At 44.1% G+C, this 16,995-nt stretch carries 14 protein-coding genes; 4 read left to right on the forward strand and 10 right to left on the reverse strand.

From position 1 onward, the window contains the following. Positions 1-42: 42 nt before the first annotated feature. The 6 genes from AAEY75_RS01870 to ispF all read right to left on the reverse strand — a co-directional run bounded on the left by AAEY75_RS01870 (position 43) and on the right by ispF (position 6,162). Positions 43-1,074 carry an ornithine cyclodeaminase family protein gene (locus AAEY75_RS01870; protein WP_352258080.1) on the reverse strand — a complete coding sequence of 344 codons (1,032 nt, stop codon included), beginning with the start codon at positions 1,072-1,074 and terminating at the stop codon, positions 43-45. Positions 1,075-1,141: 67 nt separating this feature from the next. Further along, positions 1,142-2,101 carry an AEC family transporter gene (locus tag AAEY75_RS01875; protein WP_197100289.1) on the reverse strand — a complete coding sequence of 320 codons (960 nt, stop codon included), beginning with the start codon at positions 2,099-2,101 and terminating at the stop codon, positions 1,142-1,144. A 257-nt stretch (positions 2,102-2,358) separates the two neighbouring features. Further along, the gene (gene mnmG, locus AAEY75_RS01880; protein ID WP_110922944.1) at positions 2,359-4,254 is read right to left on the reverse strand and encodes a tRNA uridine-5-carboxymethylaminomethyl(34) synthesis enzyme MnmG; all 1,896 of its coding nucleotides are present in this window, start codon (positions 4,252-4,254) and stop codon (positions 2,359-2,361) included. Between the two features lie 230 nt (positions 4,255-4,484). After that, positions 4,485-5,015 (reverse strand): hypothetical protein, encoded by a 531-nt coding sequence (locus tag AAEY75_RS01885; protein WP_352258083.1) that lies wholly within the window; start codon positions 5,013-5,015, stop codon positions 4,485-4,487. 172 nt (positions 5,016-5,187) lie between these two features. After that, positions 5,188-5,538, reverse strand: a complete 351-nt coding sequence (gene grxD / locus AAEY75_RS01890; protein ID WP_110922946.1) for a Grx4 family monothiol glutaredoxin — start codon at positions 5,536-5,538, stop codon at positions 5,188-5,190. A gap of 123 nt (positions 5,539-5,661) precedes the next feature. Continuing rightward, the gene (gene ispF / locus AAEY75_RS01895) at positions 5,662-6,162 is read right to left on the reverse strand and encodes a 2-C-methyl-D-erythritol 2,4-cyclodiphosphate synthase (protein ID WP_194197513.1); all 501 of its coding nucleotides are present in this window, start codon (positions 6,160-6,162) and stop codon (positions 5,662-5,664) included. Between the two features lie 274 nt (positions 6,163-6,436). On the opposite strand from ispF, the gene mnmA reads away from it, so the two are divergent. The 3 genes from mnmA to AAEY75_RS01910 all read left to right on the forward strand — a co-directional run bounded on the left by mnmA (position 6,437) and on the right by AAEY75_RS01910 (position 9,867). Beyond that, the gene (mnmA, locus tag AAEY75_RS01900; protein ID WP_352258085.1) at positions 6,437-7,663 is read left to right on the forward strand and encodes a tRNA 2-thiouridine(34) synthase MnmA; all 1,227 of its coding nucleotides are present in this window, start codon (positions 6,437-6,439) and stop codon (positions 7,661-7,663) included. Between the two features lie 112 nt (positions 7,664-7,775). After that, complete coding sequence (purB, locus tag AAEY75_RS01905; protein ID WP_197216143.1) at positions 7,776-9,179, forward strand: adenylosuccinate lyase; 1,404 nt, start codon at positions 7,776-7,778, stop codon at positions 9,177-9,179. Between the two features lie 40 nt (positions 9,180-9,219). Beyond that, positions 9,220-9,867, forward strand: coding sequence for a DUF2238 domain-containing protein (locus AAEY75_RS01910; protein ID WP_197216144.1), 648 nt, complete (start codon positions 9,220-9,222; stop codon positions 9,865-9,867). Positions 9,868-9,892: 25 nt separating this feature from the next. Here the strand turns inward: AAEY75_RS01910 and AAEY75_RS01915 are convergent, their stop codons facing one another. Beyond that, positions 9,893-10,078, reverse strand: coding sequence for an NF038104 family lipoprotein (locus AAEY75_RS01915; protein WP_110922951.1), 186 nt, complete (start codon positions 10,076-10,078; stop codon positions 9,893-9,895). A 143-nt stretch (positions 10,079-10,221) separates the two neighbouring features. Here AAEY75_RS01915 and AAEY75_RS01920 point away from each other — a divergent pair, with 143 nt between their 5' ends. Further along, a complete protein-coding gene (locus AAEY75_RS01920) occupies positions 10,222-11,394 on the forward strand; it encodes a cupin domain-containing protein (protein ID WP_197216145.1) in 1,173 nt (390 codons plus the stop codon). 240 nt (positions 11,395-11,634) lie between these two features. On the opposite strand, the gene guaD is transcribed toward AAEY75_RS01920, so the two are convergent. The 3 genes from guaD to xdhB all read right to left on the reverse strand — a co-directional run bounded on the left by guaD (position 11,635) and on the right by xdhB (position 16,955). After that, entirely contained in the window at positions 11,635-13,077 is a 1,443-nt protein-coding gene (gene guaD / locus AAEY75_RS01925; protein ID WP_197216146.1) for a guanine deaminase, read from the reverse strand. Positions 13,078-13,306: 229 nt separating this feature from the next. After that, entirely contained in the window at positions 13,307-14,392 is a 1,086-nt protein-coding gene (locus AAEY75_RS01930; RefSeq protein WP_320158620.1) for an XdhC family protein, read from the reverse strand. Further along, the gene (gene xdhB, locus AAEY75_RS01935) at positions 14,385-16,955 is read right to left on the reverse strand and encodes a xanthine dehydrogenase molybdopterin binding subunit (RefSeq protein WP_197216147.1); all 2,571 of its coding nucleotides are present in this window, start codon (positions 16,953-16,955) and stop codon (positions 14,385-14,387) included. The genes AAEY75_RS01930 and xdhB overlap by 8 nt, the downstream gene beginning before the upstream one ends. Positions 16,956-16,995 lie beyond the last annotated feature (40 nt).

Here is a 16,995-nt window from a genome sequence, read left to right on the forward strand (position 1 = left end):
CCGTCACAGAATAATTTATTGTGTTTCAACGATAAACAGATTTTACCAATCTACTGAAGAACCCAGACTCTGTTGTTGGGCTTGTTTTGCTACATATAATGCAACTGCCGCATCGAAACTGGCCGCACCGACCGATTTAAATAGCGTAATACCTTTATCGCTCTTAGCAATGCCTTCTTTTAATTTTGCGGTAACCAACGCTTGCAAATCACCGCTCAGGTCATCCCATACCCACGTACAGTCATCGCTGTCATGCGCCTGAATTAAGTCACCCGCTTCGTGATGGCTGCCAACCAAATCATCCACAATGACCATCTTACTATTAGCGATAACATCATTACTTATCTCTTTCATCGAAGGCTGATAGGCTCCGACTGCATTGATATGTACTTCAGATTTTATTTGATCAATACTAAATAAACCTTCAGTGGCACGAGTTGCTACATTAATAATATCGGCATCACGGACGGCATCGTCTAACGCTTCACAGACCTGAATATCTACATTCCATTGGGCATAATCACGGGCAAAACGCGTTTTAAAATGCTGTGCGCCTTCATGATTTCTATTCCATAAATACACTGTCTCAATCTCTGGACGTACCGTTAGCACTGCATGTAATTGCTCATAAGCCATGCCGCCACAACCAACCACTGCGACACTCTGGCAATCGGACTTTGCCATATACTTGGTCGCGATACCTGACAATGCAGCGGTACGTACCTGCGTAATATAGATGCCGTCCATAACTGCTAGTATAGCGCCAGTATCGTTATTGGATACGGTAACAATAGCTGTAGTCGTTGGCATATTGCGACTGGGATTATCAGGACAGATAGTCACTAATTTTACGACCGTGTATTCATTCTCACCATCATACATCGTGGCTGGCATAGATAGATGTGATCCTGAACGATGACTATCAGAATCAGTAAAGGTACTTATCACCAAACGCTCAGGGGATTTAATCCAATTAGGATGTGCTGCTTGCTGATGTAACAATGTCTCAATTGCATCAATGGCTGCCTGCATATTAAGGTGTTCCGTCACGACTGCTTTATTTAACAATTGCACTTTTAATGCTCCTACTTATGAATTTATTATTTCACTTGTGTGTCATCTTATAGCGCCAAAACAGAGCTTACATCATACCCAATCCGCGTAAAGTTGCCGCGCCAATTGCCATGCCAAACATACCGACGACGGTGGTAAACGCTAGAATATTGGCCGCAAGTATGTCATTGCCACCCATCGCTTTTGCCATCACGTAACTGGCCGCGGCGGTTGGGGATGCTACCATCAAAAACAGCACGCCCATGTGTACGCTAGATAGACCAAATGCCAAGCCAATGGCGATAGCAACAATTGGCGCAATGACGATACGTCCTATACTGGCTTGCATAGACAGCCCTGACGGATGCAACATAGACTTCATATCGATGCTCGCACCTGCGCAAATAAGTGCTAATGGCAAAGCTACTGCTGCCAATAAGTCGCCGGTCGTATGAATGACGCCAGTGATTGGTGGCAATGGCAGTGCTTTATAAACAAAAGCACTGACCAATGCTAGAATCAGTGGATTGGTCAATAGTTTTTTGACAATCATAATGCTACGACTGGACCACGTATCATCCACACTTTTAGACACACGGCTGAGGGTAATCACGGCTAAGATGTTAAATAATATCGTGACGACTCCCATGTAGACGGCCCCGATACTTAAACCTCGCTCTCCATAGGCGTTGGCAACCGTGGCCAACCCTATAATCGCCATATTGCTACGGAACACCCCTTGCACAAATACGCCTTGGTCAGCAGGTTTGCTCACAAAATACTTGGCGTAAATTTCCGCTCCGATAAACAAGAGGAACGTCACTAAGATACCGGCGATGATTAGTGTGATTTGCTTGGCATAATCGACATCACTGTCGACCACACTGAAAAACAGCAGGCAAGGCAAGCAGTAATTAAAGACAAAACTAGAGGCTTGATCGATAAACGTCTTACTCGCCTCACCGCGTCTTTGCATAAAAAAACCCAACCACATTAAGGCAAGGTTGGGTAAGACGATAGTAATAGCAAATACAATAGCATCAATCATAAATAGGCTCAGTTCGATGACAAGCCCATCATAATATGGACATCAGCGAGATAAATTAACAAGTAATGAGAAAGTTTCTGACCTAGTATAGAGACAAAGTAGCAAGTAAGACAAGGTCACATGCTCCTTTCTTTCGAAACCAACTGTAATCCTAACAAACAAAAGCCCGTAACGATATCTCGTTACGGGCTTTTTATACTATAAGTACTTTGTTATGAAAGGCTTTGTTAGGCTGTCATCAAAAATTAATACGGTTATTATGAATCTAGCGCAGCTTTTGCTTTTTTCTGTTTTTTAACCGTCATGGCTAACAATTGAATGGCAGCAGGCGTAACACCACTCACTCGTCCAGCTTGGGCTAAGGTCGAAGGACGAACTTGCGTGAGTTTCTGTACAATCTCATTTGATAGTCCAGATACCACACTATAATCAAAGTCCATCGGTAGCGCGGTATTCTCTAGACGCTTCATCTGATCGATGTCTTCTTGCTGGCGATCAATATAGCCTGCATATTTGACAGAAATCTCTATCTGCTCACCCACTTGTGTATCGACCTGCGAATCAGTAATAGCAGCAATATCAGCAAAATGTATCTGCGGACGCTTGAGCAAATCAAAGGCTGTCGCTTCTTTGCTAAGCACCTCTCCTGTTTGCTCTGTCACTTTTTTGCCTAGCGCATTTGCAGGGGTTGCCCACATGTCTTTTAGGCGTGAAGTCTCTGTCGTAATCGCTTCCATTTTTTCTTGATAAGCCTGCCAGCGCACATCATCAACCAAGCCAAGCTTGCGACCCGTTTCAGTCAAGCGTTGATCCGCATTGTCTTCACGTAAGAGCAAGCGATACTCTGCGCGGCTCGTAAACATACGATACGGCTCAGTAGTACCATGGGTAATCAAATCGTCAACCAACACGCCAAGATACGCTTCATCACGGCGCGGTGTCCACACGTCAAACTCACTATTATTAGTGGTCACGAGTGCCGCGTTTGTACCTGCCAATAAACCTTGTACGCCCGCTTCTTCATAGCCCGTCGTACCATTGATCTGACCAGCAAAATACAGACGATCGATAGACTTGGTTTCTAGCGTTGGCTTTAGGTTTTGTGGATCAAAGTAGTCATACTCAATCGCATAACCTGGACGGGTAATATGGGCATTTTCTAACCCTTTCATACTATGAATAAAGTCTAACTGCACATCAAATGGCAAACTGGTTGAGATACCGTTTGGATATAGCTCATGCGTCGTCAGACCTTCTGGCTCGATAAATATCTGATGGCTATCTTTATCCGCAAAGCGATGAATCTTGTCTTCGATAGATGGGCAATAACGTGGACCCACGCCTTCGATTTTGCCAGAGAACATCGGAGAACGGTCTAAATTCTCACGGATGATGTCATGGGTACGCGCATTGGTATGCGTGATATAGCAGTTGACCTGCTCTGGATGCATAGACACATCACCCATATAACTCATCACTGGCAAGGGTGTGTCGCCCGGCTGTACGGTCATCACACTAAAGTCAACGCTACGCGCATCAATACGTGCTGGTGTACCTGTCTTTAGACGACCGACTGGTAGCTTAAGCTCACGCAAACGATCTGCCAACTTGATAGATGGCTGATCCCCTGCACGCCCACCTTTGGAATTCTCTAAACCGATATGGATCACACCGCCCAAGAAAGTCCCTGAGGTCAGTACCACTGTTTCAGTTTTGAAGATAATGCCTGTTGAGGTGACCACTGCCGTTGCGCGGCCATTTTCGACCAAGATATCATCAGCGGCTTGCTGGAATAAATCAAGGTTTGGCTGGTTTTCTAGCGTATGGCGAATAGAAGCCTTATAAAGAATACGATCCGCTTGCGCACGTGTGGCACGAACGGCAGCACCTTTACGGCTATTCAATACGCGGAACTGGATACCAGCTTTGTCTGTTGCTAGCGCCATCGCACCACCCAACGCATCAATCTCACGCACCAGATGTGATTTACCGATACCGCCAATCGCTGGGTTACAGCTCATCTGCCCGAGCGTCTCAATGTTATGCGTCAACAGCAAGGTCTGCGCGCCCATACGTGCGGCTGCTAGAGCAGCTTCTGTGCCAGCATGACCGCCACCGATTACTATCACGTCGTAATGTTTTGGGTATTGCATGTGTGCCTCACTTGACTCATAACGCTGCCGATTACCCTATTTTATTATCAAACCGTGTGATTATAAAATAGTATGGCAATCGGCAAATAAACGTCAGTCGAATTTATAAAAAAGACAACGACTCAGATAAGTCGTTGGTAATTGGGTAGATAACCTATCATTATAACAATTTTTTGACGCTTAAAAAACGTTACGACAAAAACTATTAAAATTAGGGTCTACTATAAAAATTATTTCCCAGGGCTTAGCGGTACGATCTGATCGAATTGACCACTAGACAGCATATGATGGCTACCATAACCTTCTGGATTGATCTGCAGATACGCATTCATCTGACCAATCGCATCGCCGTCATCACTGGCTAAGATCTGCTCTTTAATCAATTCAACAGGTGGTAACAGTAAGTTTTTAAGCAATGCCAAGCGCTGTTGGTTATCACCTTTATTGGCCACCAACTCAATCAGTTGGCGCGCGTCAATTGGTAAATCTGGTGTGTTTTGTGCCAGTAATGCCAAATGATAAGCACCTGCCGTATCTTGATCGGCGACAATGCGCTGTTCGATAGCAATATACGTCGCTTCTGTCGCGCCGCCTGCCACACTAAGCTGATGGATACATTTCAGTGCTGAGTTAGACTCACTACTAGCAATTTCAATGATACGTGTCGATTCATTTTTTAAATGCTCGCGGCGTTTCTCTATTGCTGCTTGCTCAGCAGATACCGGTTCAGCCAATTGTTGTTCTGTTGGTTGATTGCTCATAATATTCTCTCACTATTTATGTTTTTATAATATTTGCTGTTGAGCCATATATGGGGGCAAGACTGACAAAAACAATAAAAGCCCGAGCGACCAATTAAGGACTGACTCGAGCTTTTATTGTTAATAACTTACCAGCTTGATAATAAAAAAGCTTAGATAAGTGTTTTTAGCATTAAGCAGCTGGGCTGTTTGCTTCAACCAATGGCTTTAGCTCACCTGATTGATACATCTGCAAGATGATGTCTGATCCGCCCATCAACTCACCGTCGATCCATAATTGTGGAAACGTCGGCCAATTCGCCACTTTTGGTAAAGTTGCACGAATTTCTGGGTTTTCTAAAATATTTACAAAGGCAAATGGGCGACCGATCTGAGTAAGAACTTCAATCGATTTAGCAGAAAAGCCACATTGTGGAAACTGCGGTGTGCCTTTCATATAAATAATAACTTTATTGTCACGGATTTGATCACGGATCAATTGTTCAACGTCGTTTGCAGCAGTGTTTGGGGTTTGCTCAGTCATAAAAGCTCCTATTGATAAAGCGGTTCATTGAAAACAGTGATTAATATTACAAAATAATTGAGTAAAGAGACGGCTGATACATGGGGCAATCAACACGATATTACAAGTATGATTATATATCGGTTAAACATCAACTCTATGAGGCACTAATAATACCACGGCATTGGCCATGATGCCCTCTTGACGACCTGTAAAGCCTAACTTTTCAGTCGTGGTGGCTTTCACACTGATATTGCTAATATCCGTTTGCAAATCACTGGCGATATTTTCACGCATTGCCTGACTGTGCGGCGCCAGCTTTGGACGTTCGCACATCACAGTAATATCCGCATTGCCTAACCGATATCCTGCCTCTTGTACTTTGCCATAGACGTAGCGTAACAAGACTCGCGAATCTAAACCTGCATGTGCCGCATCGGTATCAGGGAAATGCTGACCGATATCACCAAGCGCCAATGCGCCAAGCAGTGCATCAGCGAGCGCATGTAACACCACATCACCGTCAGAATGTGCAAGCAAACTGTGAGTATGCTCAATGGGCACGCCTGCTAATATGACATATTGCTGCTGCTGACCATTATTATGGAAAGCATGAACATCGATACCTTGTCCAATTTTTATCATTAGTATTCCAAATAAAATAAAGGCGATTAAAATAATTTAAAACTACTATCTGAATTTTCAAAGCAGTTTTACGAGCAGTAAGATGCCATAGGTCGCCACCCGTTTCAATTAACTGGTATAATATGACGCTTATTTTATCATAATACCAAATCTGAAAGATGAGATGACAGTGTCAATGTGGTCAACTTACTAAATCTAGTAACTTTAGTAAGCAGCACCAGCTTATATGGTCATATCAAATTTTGAATTAAGGTATAAATAGTTGAGCCGTCTTATGTCAGCCATCCCAAATACATCAAGCACACCCGTTTCTGATTCTTTCAGCGCCCAGCGTACTTTGACGCTTGCCGATATTGATAATCCTAGCACCAAGCATGTGATTGTCGGTATGTCAGGTGGTGTTGATTCTTCTGTGTCTGCCGTCCTACTCCAACAAGCAGGGTTTAAGGTAGAAGGCCTGTTTATGAAGAACTGGGAAGAAGATGACGGTACGGAATACTGTACGGCGATGGATGATTTGGCAGACGCGCAAGCCGTGTGTGACAAAATCGGCATGAAGCTGCACACGGCCAATTTTGCGATGGAATACTGGGATCGTGTTTTTGAGCACTTTTTAGCGGAATATAAAGCCGGTCGCACCCCAAACCCTGATATTTTATGCAACAAAGAAATCAAGTTCAAAGCATTCTTAGACTATGCCTTGACCCTTGGTGCTGATTACATCGCTACTGGTCACTATACGCGACGCAGTGTAAATTATACCAATGCCGATGGGGATGAAGTTGCTCAGCTCTTACGTGGCTTGGATAATAACAAAGATCAAAGCTACTTCTTACATGCTGTCGGCGGCGATAAAATTGCCAAGACATTGTTCCCAGTCGGTGAGCTCGAAAAACCTGTCGTGCGCCAGATTGCAGAAGAGCATGATTTAGCGACAGCTAAAAAGAAAGACTCTACTGGTATTTGCTTCATTGGCGAGCGCCGTTTCAAGGACTTTTTACAGCAATACTTACCTGCCCAAAAAGGCGATATCGTGACCGACGATGGACATACCATCGGCACTCATGATGGCCTGATGTATTACACCTTAGGCCAACGTGGCGGTATTGGTATTGGCGGTGTCAAAGATCGTCCTGAAGAGCCTTGGTTTGTATTGGCAAAAGACCTAGACAAAAACCGTTTGATTGTCGGTCAAGGTCACGAACATCCAATGATGCTCAGTAATGAGCTGACGGCTTATAAAATGGATTGGGTCGACGGCCTGCCACCTGCGGAAGTGTTTACCACAGAGGGCCTACTCTGTATGGTAAAAGCACGCTATCGCCAGCCAGATCAAGCGTGTCGTGTATTTGCAACAAGTGCTGACGGAAACGATGTTCGTGTGGTGTTTTACGAGCCACAACGTGCCGTCACTCCAGGTCAGTCAGCCGTATTTTATATCAATGAAGTTTGTCTAGGTGGCGGCGTGATTGCTTCAATTGATGCGCCATGCGGCTTCTAAAAGAATTACAGCGTTACTTTCGAGAACCGCGACACCATTATTAAATTATTTTTACTGTTGTACTTAAAACGATTTATTTCACTACAATCACTGACTAAGCTAAAGGATATCTATGACCACCTCTTTTTCTGCCTTGACAGCCCTTTCTCCAATCGACGGTCGCTATGCGTCTAAAGCCGACAGTTTACGTCCTTATTTATCTGAATTCGGTCTGATCAAAGCTCGCGTCACCGTTGAGATTCGCTGGTTGCAGTCATTGGCTGATAATAGCGCTATCGGCGAATTGGCAGCATTTGATGAAGCAACGAATGCTTTCTTAAATGCTATCGTTGATGATTTTAGTGAAGCCGATGCGCAAGCTATCAAAGATATCGAAGCCACGACCAATCACGATGTAAAAGCAGTTGAATACTTCATCAAAGACAAATTCCGTGGTCAGGACGCACTCATTGATTCGCTAGAGTTCATTCACTTTGCTTGTACCAGTGAAGACATCAACAACTTGTCATACGCCTTGATGCTCAAAGACAGCCGCGAGATCGTGGTTGCTAAAATGCAGCAAGTGACTGATAGCATCGTTGATTTGGCCATTACTCACGCCGAGCAGCCTATGTTGTCGCGTACACATGGCCAGACCGCTAGCCCAACGACCCTTGGTAAAGAAATGGCAAACGTAGCCTATCGCCTAGCCCGCCAAATCAAACAAATCGGTCAAGTTGAGCTATTGGGTAAAATCAATGGCGCGGTTGGTAACTATAACGCTCATTTTTCAGCCTATCCTGATGTAGACTGGCAATCACATGCCGAAACCTTCATCGGTGAGCGTCTTGAGCTAACGTTTAACCCTTACACCACTCAGATTGAGCCACATGATTATATCGCTGAGCTATTTGATGCCGTCAAACGCTTCAATACTATCTTGATCGATTTTAACCGTGATATTTGGCAATATATCAGCTTAGGCTATTTCAAACAGCGTCTAAAAGACGGCGAAGTGGGTTCTTCTACCATGCCGCATAAAGTCAACCCAATTGATTTTGAAAACTCAGAAGGTAACTTGGGCGTTGCGAATGCTATGTTGGCACATTTGGGCGAAAAACTGCCTATCTCACGTATGCAACGTGACTTATCAGATTCAACCGTATTGCGTAACATCGGTGTTGGTCTGGCACAAAGCATGATCGCTTTTGACGCTTGCTTAAAAGGCGTTGGTAAGCTTGAATTGAATGCGCAGCGTTTGAATGACGATTTGAACAATGCACAAGAAGTATTGGCTGAGCCGATTCAAACCGTGATGCGTCGCTACCGTGTGGAAAACCCATATGAAAAGCTTAAAGCATTGACCCGTGGTAACGCCATGACTCGCGAAGCCATACTAACGTTTGTCGAAAGTGATGAGTTGTCTGCTGTTAGCGATGCTGATAAAGCACGCCTACGTGACATGACACCAGCCACTTATATTGGTAATGCCACTGAGCAAGCCCTTACCATTAAAGATTGGATTGCCAAGCTTTAATTGACTGCTATTAACAGCTAGCAAAAAATAAGCGGGCAAAATGCAGCGACATTTTAAATCTGTGGTTGTCAGTACCATTGCGGTATTCATTGTAATGGTGCTGGCAAGTATTGAGCCTCTAGAATGGTCAAGCTACCTACTACATCAGTTGGGTACCTTGATTTTTTTAGGGTTTATGCTGCTAGCCTATCGTTATTGGCATATTAGGTCACGCTCCTATATTCTCGCTTCAATATTTCTATTCATTCATATTATCGGTGCACGTTATCTATACTCATATGTGCCCTATGATGATTGGACACAGCTCATATTTGGCGCCAGCTTAAACGATTTTTTTGGTTGGCAGCGGAATATGTATGACAGGCTCGTACATTTTAGCTATGGGCTTTTGCTGTTCTATGGGATGGTTGAGAGCTCAAAATTTATCTTTAAGATATCATCCATCAAACTTTTGATAGCGATTGCACTTATGATTAATATGTCGTCAAGTTTGCTCTATGAGCTATTAGAATGGGGAATTGCAACCACCTTATCGCCAGAAGCAGCAGAAGCTTATAATGGTCAGCAAGGTGATGTTTGGGATGCCCACAAAGACATGGCATTAGCACTACTCGGTGGGCTAATTGCTGCGGTGATTACTCTATTTCAAATTCGTTACGATAGGGCTATGATCAACATGATCAAGTAGCCGAAAATAACAGCCGAATAATAAACTAATCATCTTTTTTGTCGTCATCACTATCGCCCGGTATGATGGCTTTACCCACTGCGACCGTACCTTTTACCACGCCTTTAGTAGTTTTATAAGCAATCTTAGCAGGGACAGTCACAAGCTTATGTATACAGCCTTGCAATAAGAACACACTGGCGATAATGACAATAAAATGTAACTTTTTCATAAATTTCCTACGATTAATGAGAGGCTCCGATAGCAAGTATTATACTCGCTATTAGATAGGTGATAATCATAAACTATTAAACCCCTCCTATAAAGCAATCCTCATTATTAATCTTATACCTACCCAAAGACACGGATTTACTCATGACCTCTACACCTCTATGCTTGCCAGCCTCTATCACTGCTGAACAGTTCCTAGCAGAATACTGGCAAAAAAAACCGCTCCTTATTAAGCAAGGCTTGCCACAACTTATTGGCATGTTTGAACCTGATGACATGCTAGGCCTAGCACTAGAAGAAGAAGCCTCAGCACGCCTACTGACCCAGTCTGCGACCAAGACCGAAGGACAAGCACAGTGGCAACTTAAAAAAAGCCCGTTGACTGAAGCTGATTTTGATAACTTACCTGAGCAATGGACGGCACTCGTACAGAATCTAGAGCAATGGTCTCCTGAGCTTGGTCAACTGTGGCAAGCTTTTGACTTTATACCTCAGTGGCAGCGCGATGATATTATGGTCTCGTATGCGCCAAAAGGCGGCTCAGTGGGCAAACACTATGATGATTACGATGTATTTTTGGCACAAGGTTACGGTCACCGCCGTTGGCAGCTAGGCAAATTCTGTGATAAAGGTACAGAGTTCGTCGCCGATGAGCCAATCAGGCTTTTTGACGATATGGGCGAGATTATATTTGATGAGATATTAGAAGCTGGCGATGTGCTGTACGTACCACCTAAATTATCGCACTTTGGCGTTGCACAAGATGACTGTTTGACGTTTTCTTTTGGCTGCCGTCGCCCAAACTTGATGCAAATCATCGATAATATGGCTGATATCGCAACCAACGACAGCGATTTATTTATACCGATGCTACTGCCACAAGCGCTACAGGCATCAGGTGAGCTACAAGCTGACAGTATCCAAGCGATCAAAAACCAGTTATTGCAAATGCTACAATCTGATCGTGGTGATGACATGATTCGCCAAGCAGTGTCTGAAGTGGTTAGCAAGCGTCAATATGATGCACTCGTACCAGAAGAAACTTTGGATACAGACGAGCTGATGCAAGCTTTGGCTGAAGGCGCAACACTGCAAGCTGACTATAACAACCGCTTGATCTACAGCCACACTGATGATGGCATCCTACTATATGCGAACGGTCAACGTATTGATGGGCTAGATGATGCGTCAACGACGGTGTTGATACGCTTGGCCAGTGGCGAGCATTTAACAAAGCAAGATGTCACGGATATTGAACCAGATGAATTGAGTGAATGGTTAGAAAACGGCTGGGTTTGGATTAATTATCCTGAATAATGTGCTAATGCTGGTATTTAACTAAAGCTTAAACAGGCTTCATAGCGAAACATGCTCAGTGTCTATTTACAGAGTAACTTTAGTAAAATAGACACTGGGTGCCATTCAAATAAAGGCTATTAAAATAAGAGCCCTTCGAATAAAAGCCATTCGAATATGGACACTTAAACGCTGTCGTTTGAAGCGCTATACTGTGTTAAACAAACCATATTTTTATCACTTATTCTACAAACACTTATCCTATAAAGTCGTAGATCTTTTATAACGACTCACGCCAGCGATAACGGTCTGCTCAATCACTCTATCATCGCCTAGCATCATCAACACAAACAACTGCTCTTCAAGTGACTTGGTCTGTGTCATACGACGCTCAAGCAACTCCGTACCGCCCATATTTATCACGACAAAATCAGCTTCTTTGTTTGGCATGAAATTGCCAATTTTATCATCCAACAATAACGACTGCGCATTACCCAACGTAATCTGATACAACCCTTGATGGGCTGATAGTGATTTTTTCTGTAATTGCTGAACCTTATAAGCCTCTGATAAAGTCGTCAGCATCGATAAGCTAGTACCCGCCCCCACATCAGTCGCGATACTCACGCCGGTATAACTCAAGGTTTTGGACAAATCGAACAGCCCACTACCCAAAAATAAATTGGAGGTTGGACAGTGTGCTATTTGAGTACCCGTATCACGTAACACTTCATACTCTGAGGTTTCAAGGTAAATACCATGTGCCAGTGTGGTTCGTCTGCCCAGTAAGCCCATATCATGATAAACATCCAAATAGCCTTTGTGATTGGGATAAAGCTCACGTACAAAAGCCACTTCATCAAGGTTTTCGGCCAGATGTGTTTGCAAATAAACACTATCATAACTGCGGTATAGCTCACCCGTCATTTGTAATTGTTTTGGCGTCGATGTAATCGCAAACCTTGGAGTGATGGCCACATGTTGACGTCCATGCTCATGCCATTTATCGATGATATTTTGCGTATCTCGGATGCCTTGCTCAGTGGGCACACACAGATTCTCAGGGGCATTCTGATCCATCAGCACATTACCAGTAATCATGCGTGTGTTCAGTCGAATACTTTCAGTAAAAAAAGCCTCTACCGATTGCGGATGACTGGTCGAAAACACCAATGCACTCGTCGTACCGTTGGCCAATAACTGGTTTAAAAAGAATCGGGCAGTATCATGGGCAACTTTTGGATTACCAAAATTTGCCTCGGTGACAAAAGTATAATTATTGAGCCAATCGAGTAACTGCTCTCCAAAAGCAGCAATCATATCTATCTGCGGGTAATGCACATGAGTATCGATAAAACCTGGCATGATTAGATTGTGTTTACAGTTATGAATCTGTACTGATACTTTACTCTCTTGCTCGCTCTCATTGCCATACTGCGATATCATTGAGGCACAATCACCATAATCCACAACTAGACCTGTTGCATCATCGACTACGAGTGCACCGTCTGCAATATACTCAGGATAAACGTTCACGCCTGCGATGACAGGTAATAGTGAGGTACTGCTATCCAGCTCTATGGTATTGAGATACTGGGCATTGTCTGAATCTTTTGCCGCAGCCTCCAATTCTTTTGATCGGATAGCAAGGTCATCTTCGGTAAGATAATGCAGTAATTGAGCTTGATAAATATGTATAGCCATAAAAAATCTCACATTAATGGATCAGCACTTTGGCACAAGATTAGGCCGTGTTAAACACTCAAGCATGACGAGCATATTTTGAACACAAAGTGACTGAGTGCAGCCTATATATCGTTATGGCGTACAAAGATAAAAAACGAAAGTAATGTCTGAGTAATAAAAAGTTAAACCGTAAAGTTGAACAGTAATGCAAAGTTTATGGGTCAATATCAGTTATGACCTATGACATTTATGCACGATGATAAAGCTGTAAAACTTGAGCAGCGATAGATACCGCAACGGCCATAGGCTCTTTGCCACCAATCTCAAGTCCTATTGGCATGGTTAGCTTGGCAATCGCTTGCTCACTATAGCCGCGCTGAAGCAAACGAGTTCTAAAACGATTTTCTTTGGTTTTTGAGCTGATACAGCCTAGATAAGGCATAGATTGTAATGCGCTATCGTCGGTAGTGGCCTCATGAGCATCGGCATTTATATCTAGAGAAGCATCCAATGCAGCACGCACCAAGTCAAAATCAAGACTATGATCATGAGTCATGACTAATATAAAGTGCTGAGACCCTTTGTTGGCAGCTGCATTCCGGCGGCTGTTTGCAATGAATGGGCGTACAAAGTCCACAGGATCTTCTTCGATATGTGGACGAATATGCGCAGGCAATTGATAAGTGACTTGGTCATCTATAGCATTAGCATCCTGCGTCACATAACGCTCGAACATCTCAGCGCGGCTATCCACCCAATCGACCTGACAAGGTAAATCGGCAAGTATGGTCATTAATGCCGCTGCGACATGCCCTGCTCCAAAAACCAATAACGACATGGGCGGCATCACATTAAAGCACTCAAACATGACGGTGACACTACCACCGCAGCACTGCGCTAACTTGGCACCCAATGGGTAATGTTTGGTATAAACAGCGTCACGGCGTACTGCTTTGGCTTTTTCAGACTTACCTTCTCTTGATGGTTTAGAGCCTTTTGAGTCATCTGTATCTGGCTCACCTTTAAGCAGTTTCCTAGCAGTTATCGTCACATCATGCTCGAGACTACCGCCGCCCAACGTGTCACAGCAATCATCAAGCGTTACAATCATTTTAGACTGTAACTCTCGAGGTGCTGAACCATTAACAGCAACGACAGTGGCCAAAACATGTGCGATACCACGCTGCTGATATTCTGCCAGTCCATCATACCAACGCATCGAGGATATCAAAGGCATCGAGTGTACAGCTGAACACGATAACATTTGTGGCTCAGATAAGTGTGGCTCGGATATTTGTGATACTGGTGTTTGTGGCGCCGATATATTACTCACCGTGCGCAGGACCTCTAGCCGTTGATACATTTGGATCTTTTATCGCCTCGGGCTGATCGTCGAATAGCTGACCTTCAGTCTCTGTCGGATTGATATTTTTGCCATGAGATACTTGCTGCGGTAAGACTCGATCATCATCAATACCGTAATTATCATCAGCTGACGTTAAGCTCTCAATAGTGTCAACATCTACTTTATCAGCAATCTCCCACGCTTGACCTTGCATACGCATCACAGCTTTCAATACGGCCTCTGGCGTCGCTGGCATGGTCAACTCTGGATTTTTCTTATAATCCCCCAAGCTTGCGACCGCATTGTTAATCGCACACCAGACGCTGGCGGCCAACATAAATGGTGGCTCGCCCACTGCTTTAGAGTTATAAATAGTCTGCTCTTCATTCTTACGATCGAACAGTTTCACGCTCCACTGCTTTGGTAAGTCATGAGCCGTTGGAATCTTATAATTCGCCGCGCTATTGGAAGCAAGTTTGCCTGTCTTATCCCAAATCAACTCTTCTGCCGTTAGCCAACCCATACCTTGAACGAAGCCACCTTCAATCTGACCAATATCAATATCTGGATTAATAGATTGTCCAACATCATGCAAGATATCGCAGCGCAGTACCTTATACTCACCCGTTAAAATATCAATCTCGACTTCTGAACACGATGCACCCAGTGCAAAGTAAAAGAACGGACGACCCCATGCTTTTGATCGATCATAAAAAATCTTTGGCGTTTTATAATAGCCAGTCGAAGACAAACTAATACGATGCTGGTAAGCCAGCAATGTTAATTCAGCAAAAGTAAGCGTGGCTTTATCGGCAATATAGACATGATTATTCTCAAACTGAATGCTTTCTGCAACGACTTCAAAATGCTCAGCGGCAAACTCAACCAAGCGCTCTTTAATGGTAATACAAGCATTTTGTGCCGCTTTACCATTGATATCCGTACCCGATGAAGCCGCTGTGGGCGACGTATTCGGCACTTTGTCTGTACGTGTGGCCGTTACTTTTACAGTATCCAAATCTACATCAAATTCATTAGCGACAATTTGGGCAATTTTTACATATAACCCTTGCCCCATTTCAGTACCACCGTGATTAATCTGGATACTGCCATCTGTATAAATATGTACCAATGCACCTGCTTGATTCAAATGCTGTACGGTAAACGAGATACCGAATTTAACAGGCGTCAATGCCAGACCTAGGCGCTTATCACTGCCCTCTACTACAGCCTTTTGGTTGGCCTCTGTTATCTGCTGGCGGCGTTTATCGTATTCATTATCATCGGCTAGCGTCTGCATAATTGTGGCTAAATCAAAATGCTCAATCGGCTGCCCATAATGGGTGCTTTGACCGTCTTTGTATAAGTTCGCCAAACGTACTTGCAGTGGGTCTTTGCCCAACGTATAAGCGATATGGTCCATCATATACTCAGCCGTTAATAGACCCTGCGGACCACCAAAACCCCGATAAGCCGTATTAGATACAGTATGCGTCTTACAACGATGACCTGCTATCTGTGCCGCTGGATAGTAGTAGGCATTATCACAATGAAACATCGCACGATCGACGATAGCATCGGACAAATCAGGTGAATAACCACACAGTCCTGCTAATTGCATATCAACACCGAGAACTTGACCCTCGTCATTGACACCAACATCATATCGGTTAGCGAACTCATGACGCTTACCTGTCACCACCATGTCATCTTGGCGATCTAAACGCATACTTACTGGCACATTATGGCGTTTAGCAACAATGCCACACAGACATGCCCATGCAGCAGCTTGCGTCTCTTTACCACCAAACCCACCGCCCATTCTACGTACGACTGTCGTTACCGCATGAAAAGGCAGGTCAATCACTTCGGCGACGAGCTGCTGTACTTCACTGGGATGCTGCGATGAGGTATAGACTTCGAGGCCACCATCATCACAAGGTACGACGTATGAGACCTGACCTTCGAGATAAAAATGCTCTTGCCCCAACATATGAATATGGCCTGAGATGCGAGTAGTAGCCGATTCAAGCGCAGCGGGAGCATCACCACGCGTCATAAAATGACTGGGACGTACAAACTGTTCTTGATTTAATGCATCTTCAATAGTCAGTATCGCTGGTAATACTTCATACTCTATCACTGCTTTGAGCGTGGCTTTTTTGGCAGCGCGATGACTGGTTGCAACGACGACAAACAAGGTCTGACCCACATATTCTGTGATCTTATCCACCATCAGCGGATCGCCATCAAATACAGGACCGATATCGGTTTTGGCTGGGATATCTTCAAAGGTAATCACGTCGACTACCCCATCAGCCGCTTTTACTGCGCTGAAATCCATACTTAAAACACGTGCATGCGCATGGACACTTTTGCCTATAGCTAAGTGTAAGGTCGATTGTGGTTTTAGCATGTCATCGACATAAGTGGCCGTACCCATCACATGACTGATCGCACTATCATGCTTTGCGCCAGTACCGATTTTGTTTTTAGGTGGACGTACGCGACGGATACTGTAGCTGTCAAATAATGAAGAATGATGACTCATGATGATGCTCTCTTATATTTTTGGTCAAACCTGTATGTTC

It is taken from the genome of Psychrobacter sp. TB55-MNA-CIBAN-0194, assembly GCF_040309505.1.
GTDB lineage: Bacteria > Pseudomonadota > Gammaproteobacteria > Pseudomonadales > Moraxellaceae > Psychrobacter > Psychrobacter fozii.

What these genes read in the sequence shown, in the direction of transcription:
- ispF (WP_194197513.1), bottom strand. Translation starts at nt 6,162, where the DNA reads ATGATAAAAATTGGACAAGGTATCGATGTTCATGCTTTCCATAATAAT.
- guaD (WP_197216146.1), bottom strand. Translation starts at nt 13,077, where the DNA reads ATGGCTATACATATTTATCAAGCTCAATTACTGCATTATCTTACCGAA.
- AAEY75_RS01915 (WP_110922951.1), bottom strand. Translation starts at nt 10,078, where the DNA reads ATGAAAAAGTTACATTTTATTGTCATTATCGCCAGTGTGTTCTTATTG.
- AAEY75_RS01875 (WP_197100289.1), bottom strand. Translation starts at nt 2,101, where the DNA reads ATGATTGATGCTATTGTATTTGCTATTACTATCGTCTTACCCAACCTT.
- xdhB (WP_197216147.1), bottom strand. Translation starts at nt 16,955, where the DNA reads ATGAGTCATCATTCTTCATTATTTGACAGCTACAGTATCCGTCGCGTA.
- AAEY75_RS01910 (WP_197216144.1), top strand. Translation starts at nt 9,220, where the DNA reads ATGCAGCGACATTTTAAATCTGTGGTTGTCAGTACCATTGCGGTATTC.
- AAEY75_RS01920 (WP_197216145.1), top strand. Translation starts at nt 10,222, where the DNA reads ATGACCTCTACACCTCTATGCTTGCCAGCCTCTATCACTGCTGAACAG.
- mnmA (WP_352258085.1), top strand. Translation starts at nt 6,437, where the DNA reads ATGTCAGCCATCCCAAATACATCAAGCACACCCGTTTCTGATTCTTTC.
- mnmG (WP_110922944.1), bottom strand. Translation starts at nt 4,254, where the DNA reads ATGCAATACCCAAAACATTACGACGTGATAGTAATCGGTGGCGGTCAT.
- grxD (WP_110922946.1), bottom strand. Translation starts at nt 5,538, where the DNA reads ATGACTGAGCAAACCCCAAACACTGCTGCAAACGACGTTGAACAATTG.
- AAEY75_RS01885 (WP_352258083.1), bottom strand. Translation starts at nt 5,015, where the DNA reads ATGAGCAATCAACCAACAGAACAACAATTGGCTGAACCGGTATCTGCT.
- purB (WP_197216143.1), top strand. Translation starts at nt 7,776, where the DNA reads ATGACCACCTCTTTTTCTGCCTTGACAGCCCTTTCTCCAATCGACGGT.